The sequence below is a fragment of the Cereibacter sphaeroides 2.4.1 genome (assembly GCF_000012905.2).
Taxonomy (GTDB): Bacteria; Pseudomonadota; Alphaproteobacteria; order Rhodobacterales; family Rhodobacteraceae; genus Cereibacter_A; species Cereibacter_A sphaeroides.
In genome coordinates this window covers 112,327-131,753 of record NC_007494.2, presented here as the reverse complement: position 1 = coordinate 131,753, position 19,427 = coordinate 112,327, and the positions used below count along the sequence as shown (strand labels likewise).

Below are 19,427 nucleotides of genomic sequence, written 5' to 3'. Positions count from 1 at the left end.
GCGGGCCCTCAGGAAGCGGAAGCGCGGCAGGACGAGACACGGTCGAGGCTCGTGTCGCGCACCTCGGTGCGGATGTCCATCAGCCCGAGCACCGAATGGAACAGGTTGTCATGGCTTGCGGGCTCGGCCGCATGCGCCTGCAGGCAGCCCACATCGAGGCGCATGGTCGACCGGAACGCCTCGGAGAGCCACATCACCATCGGCACATGGGTCTGCGTGTCGGGCGCCATGAAGCGCGGCGCGCCATGCAGATAGAGCCCGTTCTCGCCCAGGGACTCGCCGTGATCCGAGACATAGACCAGCGCCGGGATCACGCGGTCCTGCGCGGCCAGCCGGTCGATCATCGCGGCGAGGATATGATCGGTGAAGGCCAGGCTGTTGTCATAGGCATTGCGGATCTCCTCGTCCGTGCAGCGCGAGAATTCCGCGCTCTGGCAGGCGGGCGAGAACCGCTCGAAGGCCTTGGGGTAGCGCAGGTGATAGGCGGGCCCGTGGCTGCCGATCTGGTGCAGCACCAACACCGTGTCGTCCTTCATGCCGGCGAGCGTCCGGTCGAGGAGCGGCAGGAAGGCCGCATCGGTGCATTCGCCCTCGCCGCAGGCATCCACCGTCTCGGGCACCCGCGCCGACGGCAGGCGCGCCGCGATGTCCTTGTCGCCCGTGTTGTTGTCCCACCACTCCACCGCCACGCCCGCATGGGCCAGCACATCGAGCAGGTTCTCCTGCGCGAGGCCCTTCTCGTGGCTGTAGCCCTTGCGCGTGAGGTTCGAGAACATGCAGGGCATCGACACGGCCGTCGCCGTGCCGCAGCTCTCGACGTCGGAGAAATTCACCACGCCGCGGGCGCGCAGCTTGGGCGTCGTGTCGCGCTCGTAGCCGTTCAGCCCCCAGTTCTGCGCCCGCGCGGTCTCGCCCACCACGAGGACGGTCAGAACCGGCTTCGGCGCCGCCGCGAGGAGCGGCCCCTTCTGCGCATCGGTGCCAAGCGCCGCCACCGTCAGATCGTGGGTGCGCACGCGCAGCTTGGCATAGCGCAGCGCCGAGCCGAGCGGCATCGCGGGCTGCCAGGCCGACACCAGCTCCTTGTGCTCGCGCAGGACCGCCGAGAGGGTCTTGAAGTCGGCCATCACGAGACCCGCCCCGAGGGCGAGCGCCATGACCGCCGAAAGCCCGCTGCGCGCCGCCGCCCGCCAGCCGCCCTCGCGCACGGGCAGGCGCAGCACGACCAGCGCGGGCAAGAGGCCGAAGATCGCCAGATGGATCAGGAAGCCCGGCGTGACGAGATGGCGCCCCTCGGACAGCGTCGTCGTCATCACGTTCTCGATCATGTCCCGGTCCATCGTCACGCCCAGCCGATCCTGGAAGTAACCGGTCGCGGCGCCCAGCAGCAGCAGCAGCGCCAGCATCGGCCGGCGCAGCGGCCCCGTCCCGAACAGGGCGACGATGAAGAAGGTGAGCGCCCAGATCGCCGTTCCGAACAGCAGAAGCTCTGCCCCCGGCCCGAAGATCCCGAGCGCACGGGCCCAGAAGGTCGCATTGTCCGCGATCAGCAGGAAGCTCGTCACCGCAAGATTGATCTGGAAGACGGAGGGAAGCGCGCGACCCCGTGCGGGAGCCGTTGCCGGAGCCCGGCCGACGCTGAGCGGAAATGGGAACATGTGCTGAGACCTCTTGCCCGTTGCGCCCCGGCTATCGGCGCAAGCTGACAACAGGCTGAAATGTCGCAGTGTCGCCCTGCGCGACCGAGGCCCTGGCTCGTCGGCCCCGCCGGGCGATGCGGCGGGGCCTTCCACAGCGGGGGCCGGAGGCATGCGACATGGATGAGCCATCATCGCGGCCGGACCCAGCGGCGGGCAATATGGCGGAGAGGAGAGAGCCCCCTGCGGAAGGACGGACGCAGTCCTGCGGGATACCTTCCGGCCGCGTCCGGATCCTCTCCATCGGGCGGAGAGCGTGAAGCGCCCTAAGCCTTCCGGCCAGGGCCTGCGGCAAGAGCTTTCAGCGGCCCAGCCGCCGCACGATCCAATGAAGCAGCCCGCGCCCGGAGGCGCACAGCCCCGCCGCGACCCCTCTGTGGCGCGAACCGGCGGCGGGCTCCTGCGGCGCGAGCGGCGGAAAGACCCTCAGCGCCTTCGCGCGCGCCCTATGAAGGGCATGCGCCGTCGTCCCGTTTCCGACCGGCATTCCGACACTATCACTCATCAAGGAATCCCTTATCAGTATGATAAGAAAGAGCCAGTTCCCCACGGCCGTCGCAACATGTCCATAAGTGGCGGCGGCGGCGCGGGCGCCTTCTGTTGCGAGATCCGGGGCGGCGTTGTGCCGATCCCCCTCAGCCCGGGCGAGGCTACTCAGCAGTTCCTTTCCGAGGCGGACCGGACGGAGCGCCACGCCACCGAGCGGGCGGGGCCTGCGCCAGGCGGCCCGGGAGGCGGAAAGACATGCCGCGCGGGCTGCCTGGCGCCGGCGCCGGCCCGTCGCTCCGCCGCGCGCGTCGGCCCGACGCCTCTCGGTCTGCCCGGGAACCGTGGCGGCTTGGCCCCGTCTCCTCCCTTCCGCACAGGCAGGGCAAAAATCCCCGAGGCAGCCTACAATTTTAAGGCTCTGGTGCCGTTACTCTTTCCGACCACCGCCGGATGAGGCGGAACCCCGGATGATGAAGGCCTCCATGAAACTGACCATAAAGATCAAGCTCGCCATGACCTTCCTTCTGGTGTTCCTGCTCATGGGGGCAGGCACCATCTTCGGGCTCCTGGACCTGCGCTCCGCGAACCAGACGCTGCGGTCCATCGTGGACGTCCAGGCCGCCCGGGTCGAGGCCGCCAGCCGGCTCGAGATCCAGCAGAGCGAGTTCAACGTGGTGCTGCGCGATTATGTGACCGCCCCGACGGCGACCGAGCGCGCCAAGCTCAAGCAGGACATCACCCGGATCCGCGCCGATATGAGTGCCAGCATCGAGCGGCTCCAGACACTCGCGGATGCCGAGGGAGAGAAGCTGATCGCCGCCTATGCCGATCAGCGCAAGGCCGCCGCCGCCTTGAACAATCGGGTCTTCGCGCTGGCGGACGCGGGCGATGTCGCCGGCGCCTCCCGCCTGCTGGCGGGCGAGTCCCGCGCGGGCATGGTGAAGCTCGCGGCGAACCTCGAGACCTTCCGCACGCTCTACAAGGACCAGATGACCGAGGCCACGGCCGAAGCGGATCGCGAGCTGACGGCGAGCCTTGTCAACCTGTCGGCGCTCGCGCTGGCGGGCATTCTCGCCGGAACCATCGCGGCTACCTTCCTCATCCTCTCCATCGGGCGCAGGCTCGGCCGGGCGCTGGCGCTGTCGCAGCGCGTCGTGCAGGGGGATCTGACCACCCTGGCCGAGGAGCGCGGCTCGGACGAGATCGCGCAGCTCCTCAAGGCCAACAACGCCATGATCGTGAAACTGCGCGAGGTTCTGGGGCGGGTGTGGCTCGCCACCGACCAGGTGGCGGCGAACAGCCAGACCATGGCCGCCACCTCCGAACAGCTGTCGCAGGGCAGCAGCGAACAGGCGGCCTCCACCGAAGAGGCCTCGGCCTCGGTCGAGGAGATGGCCGCCAACATCCGCCAGACCGCCGACAGTGCGGGTGAGACCGAACGGATCGCCGCAAAATCGGCCGAAGATGCGCGGGCCTCGGGCGATGCCGTGCGCGAGGCGGTGGCAGCGATGGCCTCCATCGCCGACCGCATCCTCATCGTGCAGGAGATCGCGCGCCAGACCGACCTTCTCGCCCTCAATGCCGCGGTCGAGGCCGCGCGGGCGGGCGAGCACGGGCGCGGTTTCGCCGTCGTGGCCAGCGAGGTCCGCAAGCTCGCCGAGCGCAGCCAGGCGGCGGCGGCCGAGATTTCCGCGCTGTCGGCGCGCACCTCCGGCGTGGCGGCCACGGCGGGCGAGATGCTCCAGCGGCTCGTGCCGGACATCGAGCGCACGTCCGGCCTCGTCTCCTCGATCTCCGTCGCCTCGCGCGAACTGTCGACGGGGGCGCAGCAGGTGGCGCTCGCCATCCAGCAGCTCGATCAGGTCACCCAGCAGAACAGCACCGCCGCTGAGGCTCTGGCGAGCGGGGCGGGTGAACTCTCCGTCGAGGCGGACCAGCTGAAGGAGGCGGTGGGCTTCTTCCGCACCGGAGAGACACAGGCCCCGGTCGCGCCGCAGACGCGCGCAGTTGCGCCGCACGCACGGCCTTCGGCGCGCGCCGTGCCTCAGCCGTCCCTGCGGCCGGTGCGGTCGTCCAAGGGCTTCGACTTCGACATCGGCGAGAGCGAGTTCGACGAGCTCGACGCGGCCTTCCAGCGCGCGGGCACCCGCTGAGGCCACCCGGTCCGGGGGGCCGCCCCGGTGGGCGGTCCGCTCCAGGCGATGCGCTTCGGGCCGGGCAAACGCCGCACGCCCGGCCGGTGCGGCCGGGCGCTCAGCTCGTCTTTTCGGAGGCCTTCCGGCGCGGCTTCGGCGCGGCGGGCTTCTTCTCGCCCTTGGCGGCCTTGTCTTCCCCCGACGTGCCCTCCCCGGCCTCGCCTCCCGCGGCCTCGGCCTTCGTCCGGCGGGCGCGCGGCGCCTTCGGGGTCGCCTCGTCACCGGCGGCCGGTTCGGCCTTCGCCTTGCGCGCCCGCGGCGCCTTCGCGGCAGGCGCCGGCTTGTCGTCCGCGATCTCGGCCTCGGCGCGCAGCCAGTAATCCTGATCGCGTCCGGCCGGCTGGCCCTCCGCTTCCCAAAGCTCGTAGGCCCGTTGGCGGATGCGGGCTTCGCGGTCGTCGCTCATCGTCTCTTCCCTCCGGTCATGGATCGTTCGAGGCTCCTGCCTCGGGGCTGGCTCGAGGCAGATTAAGAAGATTTCCGGCGCCCTGCCAAGCGCCGCGCCCGCTTCGGCCGCCCAAACGACGGACCGGGGGCGCGAGATCATGCAACTGCTTCGCAAAGCGGCGGTTCCCTCCGGGCCTGCGGGAAGAGCCTCCCGCGGGCCTCTGCGATCCGGCCTCCCGATCAGAGGTCACGTCCGGTCTTCCGGCTCCCGCCTCCCGATCAGACTTCCCGCCCGCCGTTCCGGCCTTCCCGCTCCAACCTTTCGCCCGGCCGCTCCGATCCGGCGTGCCCGGCCGGCCGCCTGTTCGAGCGGCACACTCTTTGCGGGGACGTCCCGGTTCAAGATCCGGCAGCCGCGCCGCGGTCAATCCCTCAGGAGGCCCACGCGGTGCGCAGGTTCTGGTAATCCGCGACGGTTTGGCGCATGGCTGGGACGCGCAAGCCCGTCGCCCGGCGCGCGGTCCTGTCCGGGCCGCGCCCTCCCGGCCCAGCCAGCCGCCCCCGTCCATTCCGCACGAAGGCTCCGAGATGCTCCGTGACTTCTTCACCTATTACCGGCCGTGGCTCGGCCTCTTCTGGCTCGACTTCGGCTGCGCCATAGCCTCGGGGCTGCTGGAACTTGCCTTCCCGCTTGCGGTGCAGGGCTTCATCGACCGTCTGCTGCCGCAGGGCGACTGGAGCCTGACCATCCTTGCTGCAGCGGGGCTTCTTGCGATCTATCTCGTGAACACCGGGCTCATGGCGATCGTGACCTACTGGGGCCACATGCTCGGGATCAACATCGAGACCGAGATGCGCCGGCGCGCCTTCGAGCATCTCCAGAAGCTCTCGTTCCGCTACTTCGACCGGGTGCGGACCGGCAAGCTCGTGGCGCGGGTGACGCGCGATCTCGAGGAGATCGGCGAGGTGGCCCACCACGGGCCCGAGGATCTCTTCATCGCGATCATGACCTTCATCGGCGCCTTCCTCCTGATGCTCGCGATCAATGTGAAGCTCGCGCTTCTGACCGCGCTGGTGGTTCCGGCCACGGTGGCGCTCGTCTCGATCTACGGCGGCCGCATGACCGCGACCTGGCGCGCGATCTATGCGCGGGTGGCCGACTTCAACGTGCGGCTCGAGGAGAATGTGGGCGGCATCCGCGTGGTGCAGGCCTTCGCCAACGAGAGCCACGAGAAGGCGCTCTTCGCCCGCGACAATGCCCGCTACCGCGACACCAAGCTCGCGGCCTACCGGGTGATGGCCGCCTCGCAGGCGCTGAACTACATGGGAATGCGCTCGGTGCAGGTGATCGTCATGGTCGCGGGCGCGGCCTTCGTGCTCTCGGGCGAGCTGACGACCGGGGGCTTCGTGGGCTTCCTGTTGCTCGTCAGCGTGTTCTTCCGCCCGCTCGAGAAGATCGCCGCCGTGATCGAGACCTACCCGCGCGGCATCGCGGGCTTCCGCCGCTACCGCGAGCTGCTGGACACCGAGCCGGAGATCGCCGATGCCCCCGGCGCCCGGCCCGCACCCGCCCTGACCGGCGAGATCCGCTTCGAGGGGGTGGGCTTCGGCTATGACCAGGGCCGCCCGGTGTTGAGCGGGATCGACCTCTCGGTGCGGCCCGGCGAGACCCTGGCCTTCGTCGGCCCCTCGGGGGCGGGCAAGACCACGCTTCTGGCGCTCGTGCCGCGCTTCTACGACCCCGAATGCGGCCGCATCACCATCGACGGCATGGACCTCACCGACATGACGCTCGAGAGCCTGCGCCGTCGGATCGGCATCGTGAGCCAGGATGTGTTCCTGTTCGGCGGCACGCTGCGCGAGAACATCGCCTACGGGCGGCTCGAGGCGACCGAGGCCGAGATCCGCCGCGCGGCCGATCAGGCGCAGCTCGGGCCGATGATCGCCGCCCTGCCGGAGGGGCTCGACACGGTGGTGGGCGAGCGCGGCGTGATGCTCTCGGGCGGGCAGAAGCAGCGCGTGGCCATTGCACGGGCCTTCCTGAAGAACCCGCCGATCCTGATCCTCGACGAGGCGACCTCGGCGCTCGACACCGAGACCGAGCGCGAGATTCAGGCGGCGCTCGACGCGCTAGCGGTGGGGCGCACCACCCTCATCATCGCCCACCGCCTGGCCACCATCCGCCACGCCGACCGGATCGTGGTGATGGAGGCGGGCCGGATCGTCGAGGTCGGCACCCATGCCGAACTCGCCACGAGCGGCGGGCGCTACGCGCGGCTCTCGGCCGCCTGAGCCGCCGCCGCCCGAGGTCCCGCACGACCCGGGCGGCGCAGGATCTGCGCGGGCTACCGGATGTTTCTGGATCACGCCGCCCCGCGGCTCGCCGCTCTCGTGGACCCGATCCGCCAGGGTCGCCCGGCTTCCGACATCCTGCGTGGTGCGAAGGGCTGACGGCGCGCGGGAGAGAATTCCATCCGCCTGCGGCAAAGGCCGCAAAGGCAGGCAAATCGTCTCCGCAAAGCCACTATTCCGGAAGGAAAGGCCAGCTACGCCAGAAAATTCCGGTCAGCCGGTAGACATTCCCCCCCGGTTCCGCCAGAAGAGCCGCCTTGCGGCGCGCTCCCTGCGTGCCGCGCCCTGCAATTTGCCCTGCGCGGGAACCGCGAAGCTGCGGCTGAGGTTCCCAGAGCTCTCGCGACGACATTCCGCGTGCCCGGGAGAATTGCGCGCCACCGGAGGGACCTCAGCGGGCTTTGGCCTCCGTCCCTTCGCACGACCGACATGACCGGAGGGACCGACCGATGGCCGATGCCACGATAAGAACCGAGCCGCTGCCCGAGGAGGCGATACCCGCCCCCGAAGGCCCCACCCAGATCATCGACACCGACTACGAGATCGGTCAGGACAACATCAGCTACCGACGACGCTTCGTCTTCGAACTCGACATCCACAACGTCGTCTTCAGCGTGTCGGCCCTGACCATCGTGGCCTTCACCTTCCTCACGCTGATGTTCCAGACCACGCTCGGTCCGGTCTTCGCCGCCGTCCGCGACGCGCTGACCTCGAACCTCGCCTGGTTCTTCCTGCTGGCGGGCAATGTCTTCGTCCTGCTCTGCGTCGTGCTGATCTTCCTGCCGCTGGGCCGGATCCGGCTGGGCGGACCCGACGCCACGCCCGACTACAGCCGCCTCTCGTGGTTCTCGATGCTGTTCGCGGCCGGCATGGGCATCGGCCTCATGTTCTACGGCGTGTCCGAGCCGCTGGGCAACTACACCGCCGCCTTCACCGGCCCGGTGTTCGAGAACGGCGTGCGCACCGACTGGTCGCCGCTCAACGGGGCGCCCGGCGATACCGAGGCCGCCCGGCGTCTCGCCATGGCGGCCACGATCTTCCACTGGGCGCTGCACCCGTGGGCGATCTACGCGGTCGTCGCCCTCTCGCTCGCGCTCTTTGCCTACAACAAGGGCCTGCCGCTGACGCTGCGCTCGGTCTTCTATCCGATCTTCGGCGAGCGCGTCTGGGGCTGGCCGGGCCATGTCATCGACATCCTCGCCGTCTTCGCCACGATCTTCGGCCTCTCGACCTCGCTCGGGATCGGCGCGCAGCAGGCGGGGGCCGGGCTCGACTTCCTGTTCGGCCTGCCCTCGACCGTCGGGGTGACCGTCTTTCTCGTGATCGTCATCACCGGCATCGCGACGGCTTCTGTCATCGCGGGCATGGACAAGGGCGTGAAACGCCTGTCCGAGGCGAACATGGCGCTGGCCTTCCTGCTGCTGATGTTCGTGATCCTCGTCGGGCCCACGCTGCAGATCGTGCGCGGCTTCTTCCTGAACCTTCTGGCTTATGTGGAATATCTGCCGGCGCTGTCGAACCCGTTCGGGCGCACCGACGACAACTTCCGCCACGGCTGGACCGCCTTCTACTGGGCCTGGTGGATCAGCTGGTCGCCGTTCGTGGGCATGTTCATCGCCCGTGTGAGCCGCGGCCGCTCGGTGCGCGAGTTCCTGATCGCGGTGCTGCTCATCCCGTCCATCGTCTCGACGATCTGGATGACCGCCCTGGGCGGCACCGCCATCAGTCAGGTGGTGAACGAGGGGCTGAGCTCGGTGCAGGATGCAGCCCTCGAGATCCAGCTCTTCGAGATGCTCTCGCACCTGCCGCTCACGCAGATCACCTCGATGATCGGGATCGTGCTGGTGATCGTCTTCTTCGTCACCTCGTCGGACTCGGGCTCGCTGGTGATCGACACGATCGCGGCGGGCGGCAAGGTCAATGCGCCGGTGCCGCAGCGGGTGTTCTGGGCCACCTTCGAGGGGCTGGTGGCCATCGCGCTCCTGCTCGGCGGGGGGCTGGCCGCGCTGCAGGCGATGGCGGTCTCAACCGGCTTCCCCTTCACCATCGTGCTGCTCGGCGCCTGCTACGCCCTGATCCGGGGTCTTGCGGCCGAACCGCGCTGACAGAAACCGGCGCGCCTTAAGGGGCGCGCCGGATGCTCTTCCGGGCGCCCGGCGCTCAGCCCTTCCCAAGCGCCGCGATGAGCTGATCGAGCACCGCGGTCATGGCCCGGTAGCCACCGCCCGCGACATAGACCTCGGCCGGATCGAGATAGATCACCTGACCCTTCTTCCAGGCCTTCGTGCCCGCCACCAGCGGATTGTCGAGCACGGCCTGCGCGGACGCGCCCTCGGCGCCGATGGCCGCGCCACGGTCCACCACCAGAAGCCAGTCCGGATCGGCCTCGGCGATGAATTCGAACGAGACCGCATCGCCGTGCGTCGCGGCGGCAAGGCCCGCCACGGCCTCCGGCAGGCCCGTCGCCTCGTGGATCCAGCCGAAGCGAGAGCCGCGCCCGTAGGCCGACAGCTTCGGCCCGTTGGTCAGCAAGACCAGCGCCGTCCCCTTCCCCTCCGCCGCGGCCCGCACCTCCGACAGCCGCGCCTCGAGCGCCGCATCGAGCTCCGCCGCCCTCGCTTCGCGCCCGAAGAGCCTGCCATAGGCCTGAAGGCGCGCGCGGGCGTCGGTCAGCAGATCCGGCCCGATGGTCATGTCGAGCGTGGGCGCCACCCGCTCGATCTGCGCGATCTGCGGGGCCGACCGTCCGCCCGCGATCACCAGATCCGGCGCGAGCATCGACAGCGCCTCGAGATCGGGCTCGAAGAGCGTGCCGACCGGCGCCGCCTCCTTCGCCGTCTCCTGAAGATAGGGCACGAGCACGCGCTCGGGCGTGCCGGCGGGCGTGATGCCCAGGGCCACCAGCGTGTCGAGCGCGGCCACGTCGTAGACGGCCACGGTCTCGGGAACGGCTGCGACAGAGACCGGCCCGCGGGCGGTGTCGATGGTGGTTTCGGCCACGGCGGGCAGGGCAAGGAAGAGGCCCGCAAGCAGGCCGGAGGCGAAGCGGATCACTGGGTCGATCTCCTGTTTCGGGGTCCGGCGTGTGGCTCGGCACATGGCTTCACGCTCTGCCGGAAGGCATAGGCGCTTGCGTCCGGCCGGTCCAGCCCGTACCAGATAGAAAAACTCAGGAATACTGCATGATCTCGACTGCCCGCCTTGAGACGCCCAACGCCTCGAAATATCTCCAGCAGCTCTGCAAGCATTTCGCCCACAAGGTGGAGGTCCGCTTCGACGAAACCGAGGGCCACTGCGCCCTGCCCCCCGGCCCGGCGGTCCTTCGGGCGGACGCGGACGGGCTGACGGTGCAGGTCGAGGCCGAGGATGCCAAGGGCCTGATCCAGGCGCGCTTCGTGATCGATTCCCACCTCGTGACCTTCGCCTTCCGCGAGGGCTTCACCGGGCTCGACTGGAGCCGACCCTGAGGCCCCGCGCCCGTCCCTGACGACAGGCGGCCTTGACCCGTCCCCCGCGGCCCCTAGCCTTTCCGGCCTGGGGCGCGCGCATCCGCCCTCGGAGGGCGGACAGGACGTGACACGGCTCATCCTCGTGCTGGGCGACCAGCTCAGCGACGATCTTCCGGCGCTGCGGGCGGCGGATCCGGCCGCAGATCTCGTGGTCATGGCCGAGGTGATGGAGGAGGGCACCTATGTCCCGCACCATCCGCAGAAGATCGCCCTGATCCTGGCCGCCATGCGCAAGTTCGCCCGCCGCCTGCAGGAACGCGGCTTCCGCGTGGCCTATTCCCGGCTGGACGATCCCGACACCGGACCCTCGATCGGGGCCGAGCTCCTGCGGCGGGCCGCAGAGACCGGCGCCCGCGAGGCGGTCGCGACCCGGCCCGGCGACTGGCGGCTGATCGAAGCGCTCGAGGCCATGCCCCTGCCCGTCCGCTTCCTGCCCGACGACCGGTTCCTCTGCCCGGCAGACGAGTTCGCCCGCTGGACCGAGGGACGCAAGCAGCTGCGCATGGAGTGGTTCTATCGCGAGATGCGCCGCAGGACCGGCCTCCTGATGGAGGGGGACGAGCCCGCGGGCGGGAAGTGGAACTTCGACACAGAGAACCGCAAGCCCGCGGCGCCCGACCTGCTGCGTCCGCGGCCGCTGCGGTTCGAGCCCGATGCCGAGGTGCGCGCGGTACTCGACCTCGTCGAGGCGCGCTTTCCGCGCCATTTCGGGCGGCTCCGCCCGTTCCACTGGGCCACCGACCGGGCCGAGGCGCTTCGGGCGCTCGATCACTTCATCCGCGAAAGCCTGCCGCGCTTCGGCGACGAGCAGGATGCGATGCTCGCCGACGATCCGTTCCTGAGCCATGCGCTCCTGTCCTCGTCGATGAACCTCGGGCTTCTCGGGCCGATGGAGGTCTGCCGCCGCGCCGAGACCGAGTGGCGCGAGGGCCGCGCGCCGCTGAACGCGGTCGAGGGCTTCATCCGGCAGATCCTCGGCTGGCGGGAGTATGTGCGGGGGATCTGGACGCTCTCGGGGCCGGATTACATACGCTCGAACGGGCTCGGCCACAGCGCCGCCCTGCCGCCGCTCTACTGGGGCAAGCCCACGCGGATGGCGTGCCTCTCCGCCGCGGTCGCCCAGACCCGCGATCTCGCCTATGCCCACCACATCCAGCGGCTGATGGTGACGGGCAATTTCGCGCTGCTGGCGGGCGTCGATCCCGCCGAGGTGCACGAATGGTATCTCTCGGTCTATATCGATGCGCTGGAATGGGTCGAGGCGCCGAACACGATCGGGATGAGCCAGTTCGCCGATCACGGGCTCCTCGGCTCGAAACCCTATGTCTCGTCCGGCGCCTATATCGACCGGATGTCGGATTACTGCCGCGGCTGCGCCTATGCGGTGAAGGACCGGACGGGACCCCGCGCCTGCCCCTTCAACCTGCTCTACTGGCACTTCCTGAACCGGCACCGCGCGCGGTTCGAGCGCAACCCCCGCATGGTCCAGATGTATCGCACCTGGGACCGGATGGAGGAGACCCATCGCGCGCGGGTTCTGACCGAGGCGGAGGCCTTCCTCGGGCGGCTCCACGCGGGCGAGCCGGTCTGAGCGCCCGCCGCGCGAAGGTGCGTGAAGCAGGTCTGCGCCGCCAGCGGGTTCTGACCGAGGCGGAAGCGTTCTTCTACCGGCTGCGGTTCGGCGGGCCGGTCCGAGCGCCCGCCGCGCGGAGGGGCGGGCCCTCAGGCGGGCTCGAGTACCGCCACGCCGAACTGCCGCCGGGCGTCCGTGAGAAAATCGGCCAGCCGCCATCCCGCCTCGGCCGCCCGCTCGGCAAAGCTCGTGGCCGAGAACTTGTGGCTGTTCTCGGTGTGGATCGTCTCGCCCGCCCTGAAGCGGATCCTGCGCGGGCCGATCTGCACCTCCTGATCCTCGAGGCTTTCCAGATGCATCTCGATCCGCGCCTTCTCGGCGTTCCAGATCGCGCGATGGGCAAAGCGGTCCGGGTCGAAATCCGCACCGATCTCGCGGTTCATCCGGTGCAGCAGGTTGAGGTTGAAGGCCGCCGTCACCCCCGCCGCATCGTCATAGGCGCGCACCAGCGTGTCTTCGTCCTTGATGAGATCGATCCCCACGATGAAGCCCCGGATGCCCGGCCAGTCGCGCACGCCGCGCATCAGCGCCCGTGCCCCTTCGGGGTCGAGGTTGCCCAGGGTCGAGCCGGGGAAGAAGCCCACGCGCGGGTGTCCCTCATCCGCCAGCCGCAGGGGCTTTGTGAAATCGGCCACGACGGGATGGATCGGCAGGTCGGGATAATCGCGGGCCAGAGCGCGCGCGGTCTCCTTGAGGAAGCTCGCCGAGATGTCGACCGGCACATAGGCCGAGAGACCGGTCAGACGGTCGAGCAGCAGCCGCGTCTTGACGCTCGCGCCGCTGCCGAGTTCGACCAGCTCCGCCCCCTCGGGCACATGGGCGGCCAGACGGTCCGCGCCCGCGGTCAGGATCGCGGTCTCGGTGCGGGTCGGGTAATATTCCGGCAGCTCCGTGATGCGCTCGAAGAGCGCGCTGCCCTCGGCATCGTAGAACCATTTCGGCTCCATACGCTTCGGGCTCTGCGACAGGCCGCGCAGCGCATCGGCCAGAAGCTCGGGGTTGCGGATGACAAGCGCGTCCATCACACGTCCCTCGCGAGCCGGAGGCCCATCATCTGCCACCTCTGGTGCGGATAGAAGAAGGTCCGGTAGGTCGGCCGCATCTGGGCCGCGGGCGTGGCGCAGGAGCCGCCGCGCAGCACATACTGGTTGACCATGAACTTCCCGTTATATTCGCCGAGCGCGCCTTCGGGCGGGCGGAAGCCGGGATAGGGGCTGAACGAGCTCTGCGTCCATTCCCAGACATCGCCCCAAGGGCTGCCGCTAGGCAGCGGCCTGAGCGCCCCCTGTTCGAGGAAATTGCCCGCAAGCGGACGGTCGCGGAAGGCCACCTCCCACTCGGCTTCCGTGGGCAGCCGGGCACCCGCCCAGCGGGCGAAGGCCTCGGCCTCGTAATAGCTCACATGGCACACGGGCGCGTCGAGATTGACCGGCTGCGGCCCGCGCAGCGTATAGGTCCACCAGACACCGTCCTGCTGCCACCAGTAGAGCGGCGCGTCCCAGCGCTCGCGCTCGCGCACGGCCCAGCCCTCCATCAGCCAGAGGGTCTGGGTGGCGTAGCCCCCCGCCTCCATGAAGGCGATCCAGTCGCGGTTGGTGACGGGCCGCTCGGCGATCTCGTAGGGATCGAGCCAGACGCGGTGGCGCGGCCCCTCGCAATCGTAGGCGAACCCGTCGCCCGCATGGCCGATCTCCATGAGCCCGCCCTCGTGGCGCATGAAGCGGAGCGGCTCCTCGGCGGTCACGGCCATGGGCTCGGGATCGCGGTAGGCGGGCAGCAGCGGGTTGTAGGAGAAGGCATGGAGCAGGTCGGTGACCAGAAGCTCCTGATGCTGCATCTCGTGATGGCAGCCGAGCTCGGCCAGCGTCGCCACCTCCGGGTCGTCGCTCCGCTCCAGAAGCGTCCCGAGCGCCTCGTCCACATGGGCGCGGTAGTCGAGCACCGCCTGCACCCCGGGGCGCGAGACGAGCCCGCGCTTGGCGCGGGCATGGCGGGGGCCGGCCTGCACATAATAGGAGTTGAACAGGAAGGCGAAGCGGTCGTCGGGCGAACGGTAGCCCGGCGCATGCGGCTTCAGGATGAATTCCTCGAAGAACCAGGTCGTATGGGCGAGATGCCACTTGGCCGGGCTCGCATCCTCCATCGACTGCAGCATCATGTCCTCGGGCGCGAGCGGCTGGGCCAGTCGGGCCGTCATGGCGCGGGTCCGCGCAAAGAGATCCTGCGCATGGGTCCGCGAGAGCGGCATGGCGGTTGTCTGCTGGGGCATCGGTTTCCTCCTGCTCCGGGAGCCTCCAGCTAGAGCGGCGGCAGGGCGGGTCCACCGCCGATCTTCTCTTTTCGCGGCGTCCGGCGCCCTCCTGCCGCCGGCGTGGAGCCGGGCGCCCGCCTTCACACGAACGTCACCGAGGCCGGTCTTTGCGCAGCTTTCCGCAAAGAAGGGTTGATTTTTCAGCACCAAAAGCGCAGTCGTCTGGCCCGAGAGTTGCCAGCCGGAAGGTCCAGACATGCCCGCATTTCGTTCCCGCACCAGCACGCATGGCCGCAACATGGCCGGAGCCCGTGGCCTCTGGCGCGCGACCGGCGTGAAGGACAGCGACTTCGGCAAGCCGATCATCGCCATCGTGAACAGCTTTACCCAGTTCGTGCCGGGCCACGTCCACCTCAAGGATCTGGGCCAGCTCGTGGCGCGCGAGGTCGAGGCCGCAGGCGGCATCGCCAAGGAATTCAACACCATCGCCGTCGATGACGGGATCGCCATGGGCCATGACGGGATGCTCTATTCCCTGCCCTCGCGCGAGCTCATCGCGGACTCGGTCGAATACATGGTCAACGCCCATTGCGCCGACGCGATGGTCTGCATCTCGAACTGCGACAAGATCACCCCCGGCATGCTGATGGCCGCGATGCGGCTGAACATCCCCGCGGTCTTCGTCTCGGGCGGGCCGATGGAGGCGGGCAAGGTCACGCTCGGCGACGGGCGCACCGTGAAGATGGACCTGATCGACGCGATGGTGGCCGCCGCCGACGAGAAAGTGTCCGACGACGACCTGACCCGCATCGAGCAGGCCGCCTGCCCCACCTGCGGCTCCTGCTCGGGCATGTTCACCGCCAACTCGATGAACTGCCTGACCGAGGCGCTCGGCCTGTCGCTGCCGGGCAACGGCTCGACGCTGGCCACGCACGCCTACCGCAAGGAGCTCTTCCTCGAGGCCGGGCGCCGCGCGGTCGAGCTCTGCCGCCGCTACTACGAGCAGGAGGACGAGGGCGTCCTGCCGCGCGCCATCGCTACCAAGGAAGCGTTCGAGAATGCGATGGCGCTCGACATCGCGATGGGCGGCTCGACCAACACGGTGCTCCATATCCTCGCCGCCGCCCAGGAAGGCGGCGTCGATTTCACCATGGACGACATCGACGCGCTCTCCCGCCGGGTGCCCTGCCTCTGCAAGGTCGCGCCGAACAAGGCGGACGTGCATATCGAGGACGTGCACCGCGCGGGCGGCATCATGTCGATCCTGGGCGAGCTCGACCGCGGCGGGCTTCTGCACCGCGACACCCGCACCGTCCATGCGCCGACCCTCGGCGCCGCCATCGACCAGTGGGACATCGGCCGCTCCAACGCGCCCGAGGCGCGCGAGCTGTTCCTCGCGGCGCCGGGCGGCGTGCCCACGCAGGTGGCCTTCAGCCAGTCCTCGACCTGGGACACGCTCGACACCGACCGCGAGACCGGCGTGATCCGCTCGGTCGCGACCCCCTTCTCGAAGGACGGCGGCCTCGCGGTGCTGAAGGGCAACCTCGCGCCCGACGGCTGCATCGTGAAAACGGCGGGCGTGGACGAGTCGATCCTCGTCTTCGCCGGGCCCGCCAAGGTGTTCGAGAGCCAGGACGCGGCCGTCTACGGCATCCTGAACGGCGGCGTGCAGGCGGGCGACGTGGTGGTGATCCGCTACGAGGGCCCGAAGGGCGGCCCCGGCATGCAGGAGATGCTCTATCCGACCTCCTACCTGAAGTCGAAGGGGCTGGGCAAAGCCTGTGCGCTCATAACCGACGGGCGTTTCTCGGGCGGCACCTCGGGGCTCTCCATCGGCCATGCCTCGCCCGAGGCGGCGTCGGGCGGCCCCATCGGCCTCGTGCGCGAGGGCGACCGGATCGAGATCGACATCCCGAACCGCACCATCACGCTGGCCGTGCCGGAGGCCGAGCTGGCCGCCCGCCGTGCCGAGCAGGATGCGAAGGGCTGGAAGCCCGCGGGCCCGCGCAAGCGCAAGGTCTCGCAGGCGCTGAAGGTCTATGCGCAGTTCGCCTCCTCGGCCGACAAGGGAGCCGTGCGCGTCCTGCCGGAGTGAGCCTTGCCCGAGGGCTGCGCCGGCGGGATCTGATCCGAGAGCAGGGACGCATCGCCAACGTCGTTGGCGATGCCGTCCGGCGACCTCCCCCGCCGATGCTCGGAAACGATTTCCGCCGAACCGCCAAGCCGGACGGACGCTAGCCGGCCCGCCCGGACCTGACCGCCCGTGCTTCGTCCTCACGCGACGGCCTCTGTCGGCCTGAGCAGGGTCCGCCTCAGATATCGGACGCTAGCCGGCCCGCCCGGACCTGACCGCCCGTGCTTCGTCCTCACGCGGACGGGCCTCTGTCGGCCTGAGCAGGGTCCGCCTCAGATATCCCCGTGACGAGTGGTTCGCCCGCATCTCACCGCCCCGCGCAGACCGGCCCGGGCCGGCCTGCGCGGGGCCCGTCGCCTCAGATCACCCGGACCTGCGTGCCGATCGGGCAGAGCTCGAACAGCTCCGCGATCTTCTCGTTGTAGAGCCCGATGCAGCCGTCCGACGAGGGGCGGCCGATCTTCCGCGTGTCGTGGGTGCCGTGGATGATGTAGGCGGGCCAGCCCAGATACATCGCATGGGTGCCGAGCGGGTTCTCGGGACCCGGGCCGACGGGCTTCCAGTCGGGATAGCGCTCCATCTGCGAGGGTGTGGGCGTCCACGACGGCCCGACCTTCTTGCGCACGATCTCGGTATAGCCGCGCTTGGTCAGCTCTTCCGAGATCGGCACCGAGGTCGGATAGATCCGGTAGTCCCGCCCGTCGCCGCTCCAGAAATGCAGCGCGCGCGACGTGGTGTCGGCCACGATGGCGCCCTTGCCGAGACTGTCGAAATGCTCTTCCCAGCTCTGCATCCGGAAGGACGAGACGTTGGCCCGATGCACCTGCGCCTGTCCCTGAGCCGGCAGGAGGAGGCCTCCCGCGGCGGCGATGCCCAGTCCCAGCGCGTTGCGTCGGCTGATGGTTCTCATGTCTCTGCTCCTGATATTGCCTTTGCGCCCGCTTCGGGGCCGGAGCTTAAGCCGAGCTTAAGGCGCGCCCCCCGCAGGCACGGAGCAGGCCCGCCTCACCGGAACTTGAACGGGCGGATCGGCTGGATCAAAGGCCTGCCTCTTCAGAAGAATAATGAGGATAAGGCATCAGCCATTTCATTTTACTGAATAATAGGCGCGATGCGCGCCTGTCGAACCCCTGCCGGGTATGCGCCTCTCCCGCTGGCCGGCCGGACAGCCGCGCGTCTCCGCAGCCCGGCAGGACACGGCTTGCGTGAAGCCGCACCCATACCTCTTCCGGGATTGACCGTCCCGCCGGCGGCGCTAGCCTTCGGGGAAAGCAAGAGGACAGCGAATGGATTTCCTGGCGCGTGCCACCGCCATCGTCGGCAATACGATGGTCCTGATGCGGCGGTTCGGATCGCCGGGCACCCAGGCGATCGGGCAGAGCCCGGCCATCCCCGAGGCCCAGAAGCAGGGCATCATGACCCTCAAGATGCCCGCGGCCAAGGGCTGGGCGCCGGGCCATCTGCCGACGCCCGCACCGGGCCTCAAGGTCAATGCCTTCGCCCGCGATCTGGAACATCCGCGCTGGATCGAGGTGCTGCCCTCGGGCGACGTGCTGGTTGCCGAGGCGCGCCAGCTTCCCACCCCGCCGAAGACCCTCCTCGACCGTGCGGCGCAGGCCACCATGCGCCGCATCCGCGCGCTCGGCGACAGCCCGAACCGCATCACCCTCCTGCGCGACCCGGACGGCCGGGGCGAGGCGCAAGAGCGCGAGACCTTCCTCGAGAACCAGAGCCAGCCCTTCGGCATGGCGCTGGTGGGCGACACCTTCTACGTCGGCAACACCGACGGCATTATGGCCTTCCCCTACCGTCCGGGCGCCACGCGGCTCGAGGGGCCGGGACGGCGCCTGACCACCTTCAAGCCCGGCGGGCACTGGACGCGCAGCCTGATCGTCTCGCCCGACGGGCGCCGGATCTATGCCGGCGTGGGCTCGCTCAGCAACATCGGCGACGACGGGATGGAGGCCGAGGAGGGCCGCGCCGCGATCTGGGAGCTGGACCTCGCCAGCGGTCAGGCCCGGATCTATGCCTCGGGCCTGCGCAACCCGGTGGGCCTCGCGTGGGAGCCCACGACGCGCGTGCTCTGGACCGTGGTCAACGAGCGCGACGGGCTCGGCGACGAGACCCCGCCGGACTATCTGACCTCCGTCGAGGAGGACGGCTTCTACGGCTGGCCCTATTGCTACTGGAACCGGATCGTCGACGACCGCGTGCCGCAGGACCCGGCGATGGTCGCCCGCGCGATCACGCCCGACTATGCGCTCGGCGGACACACGGCCTCGCTCGGCCTCTGCTGGGTGCCGGCGGGCACGCTGCCGGGCTTCGGCGACGGGATGGCCATCGGCCAGCACGGCTCGTGGAACCGTTCGAAACTCAGCGGTTACCGGCTGATCTTCGTGCCCTTCGCGAACGGCCGGCCCTCCGGCCCGCCGCGGGACATCCTGACCGGTTTCCTGTCCGACGACGAGAAGCTGGCCTACGGTCGCCCGGTCGGCGTGGCGGTGGGCCCCGACCGCCGCTCGCTTCTGCTCGCCGACGATGTGGGCGACGTGATCTGGCGCGTAACCGGCGCCTGAGCGCCAGAGCGCGCACCGGCACGGGCAGGACGCGGTGGCACCGCCTCCCGCAGGGGCACGCGGCGGGTTGATGCGCCCCTCCGCCTCCTGGAGAGGCATACGGCCCTGTGTCATGTGAGAGCTTCTGATCGGCCATGGCTGATCCGCCCCCTGCAGCAGCACGCGACCCTAAGTCTCCTTCCCGGCCGGCCCGCGCCTGCTAGG

Annotated in this window: 13 protein-coding genes; 7 read left to right on the top strand and 6 right to left on the bottom strand. The window is 69.6% G+C overall.

The genetic code is table 11. The features are described 5' to 3' along the window. Positions 1-8: 8 nt before the first annotated feature. On the bottom strand, positions 9-1,658 hold the full coding sequence (locus RSP_RS16060) for a phosphoethanolamine transferase (protein ID WP_011339030.1): 1,650 nt from the start codon (positions 1,656-1,658) through the stop codon (positions 9-11). 995 nt (positions 1,659-2,653) lie between these two features. Between RSP_RS16060 and RSP_RS16055 the strand changes: the two genes are divergently transcribed. Further along, complete coding sequence (locus tag RSP_RS16055; protein WP_011339028.1) at positions 2,654-4,339, top strand: methyl-accepting chemotaxis protein; 1,686 nt, start codon at positions 2,654-2,656, stop codon at positions 4,337-4,339. Between the two features lie 100 nt (positions 4,340-4,439). Here the strand turns inward: RSP_RS16055 and RSP_RS16050 are convergent, their stop codons facing one another. Then, positions 4,440-4,928 (bottom strand): DUF2934 domain-containing protein, encoded by a 489-nt coding sequence (locus RSP_RS16050; RefSeq protein ID WP_227590659.1) that lies wholly within the window; start codon positions 4,926-4,928, stop codon positions 4,440-4,442. A gap of 428 nt (positions 4,929-5,356) precedes the next feature. Here RSP_RS16050 and RSP_RS16045 point away from each other — a divergent pair, with 428 nt between their 5' ends. Together RSP_RS16045 and RSP_RS16040 are read left to right on the top strand one after the other, a co-directional pair. Further along, positions 5,357-7,060 carry an ABC transporter ATP-binding protein gene (locus RSP_RS16045; protein ID WP_011339026.1) on the top strand — a complete coding sequence of 568 codons (1,704 nt, stop codon included), beginning with the start codon at positions 5,357-5,359 and terminating at the stop codon, positions 7,058-7,060. A gap of 509 nt (positions 7,061-7,569) precedes the next feature. Further along, a complete protein-coding gene (locus tag RSP_RS16040; protein ID WP_002723553.1) occupies positions 7,570-9,225 on the top strand; it encodes a BCCT family transporter in 1,656 nt (551 codons plus the stop codon). A 55-nt stretch (positions 9,226-9,280) separates the two neighbouring features. Here RSP_RS16040 and RSP_RS16035 read toward each other — a convergent pair whose 3' ends face one another. After that, positions 9,281-10,174 carry a siderophore ABC transporter substrate-binding protein gene (locus tag RSP_RS16035; protein WP_017140316.1) on the bottom strand — a complete coding sequence of 298 codons (894 nt, stop codon included), beginning with the start codon at positions 10,172-10,174 and terminating at the stop codon, positions 9,281-9,283. Between the two features lie 128 nt (positions 10,175-10,302). On the opposite strand from RSP_RS16035, the gene RSP_RS16030 reads away from it, so the two are divergent. Both RSP_RS16030 and cryB read left to right on the top strand, forming a co-directional pair. Beyond that, a complete protein-coding gene (locus tag RSP_RS16030; protein ID WP_011339024.1) occupies positions 10,303-10,587 on the top strand; it encodes a DUF2218 domain-containing protein in 285 nt (94 codons plus the stop codon). Between the two features lie 106 nt (positions 10,588-10,693). Next, positions 10,694-12,220: a cryptochrome/photolyase CryB gene (cryB, locus tag RSP_RS16025; RefSeq protein ID WP_011339023.1), complete on the top strand. Its 1,527-nt coding sequence runs from the start codon at positions 10,694-10,696 to the stop codon at positions 12,218-12,220. A 131-nt stretch (positions 12,221-12,351) separates the two neighbouring features. Here cryB and egtD read toward each other — a convergent pair whose 3' ends face one another. After that, a complete protein-coding gene (gene egtD / locus RSP_RS16020; RefSeq protein ID WP_011339022.1) occupies positions 12,352-13,284 on the bottom strand; it encodes an L-histidine N(alpha)-methyltransferase in 933 nt (310 codons plus the stop codon). Further along, positions 13,284-14,531: an ergothioneine biosynthesis protein EgtB gene (egtB, locus tag RSP_RS16015; protein WP_011339021.1), complete on the bottom strand. Its 1,248-nt coding sequence runs from the start codon at positions 14,529-14,531 to the stop codon at positions 13,284-13,286. The genes egtD and egtB overlap by 1 nt, the downstream gene beginning before the upstream one ends. Before the next feature lie 238 nt (positions 14,532-14,769). Between egtB and ilvD the strand changes: the two genes are divergently transcribed. Further along, positions 14,770-16,608, top strand: a complete 1,839-nt coding sequence (gene ilvD / locus RSP_RS16010) for a dihydroxy-acid dehydratase (protein ID WP_011339020.1) — start codon at positions 14,770-14,772, stop codon at positions 16,606-16,608. A 397-nt stretch (positions 16,609-17,005) separates the two neighbouring features. On the opposite strand, the gene RSP_RS16005 is transcribed toward ilvD, so the two are convergent. Next, the gene (locus RSP_RS16005) at positions 17,006-17,557 is read right to left on the bottom strand and encodes a L,D-transpeptidase (protein ID WP_002723538.1); all 552 of its coding nucleotides are present in this window, start codon (positions 17,555-17,557) and stop codon (positions 17,006-17,008) included. 376 nt (positions 17,558-17,933) lie between these two features. Between RSP_RS16005 and RSP_RS16000 the strand changes: the two genes are divergently transcribed. After that, positions 17,934-19,223: a PQQ-dependent sugar dehydrogenase gene (locus RSP_RS16000; RefSeq protein ID WP_011339019.1), complete on the top strand. Its 1,290-nt coding sequence runs from the start codon at positions 17,934-17,936 to the stop codon at positions 19,221-19,223. Positions 19,224-19,427: the final 204 nt, after the last annotated feature.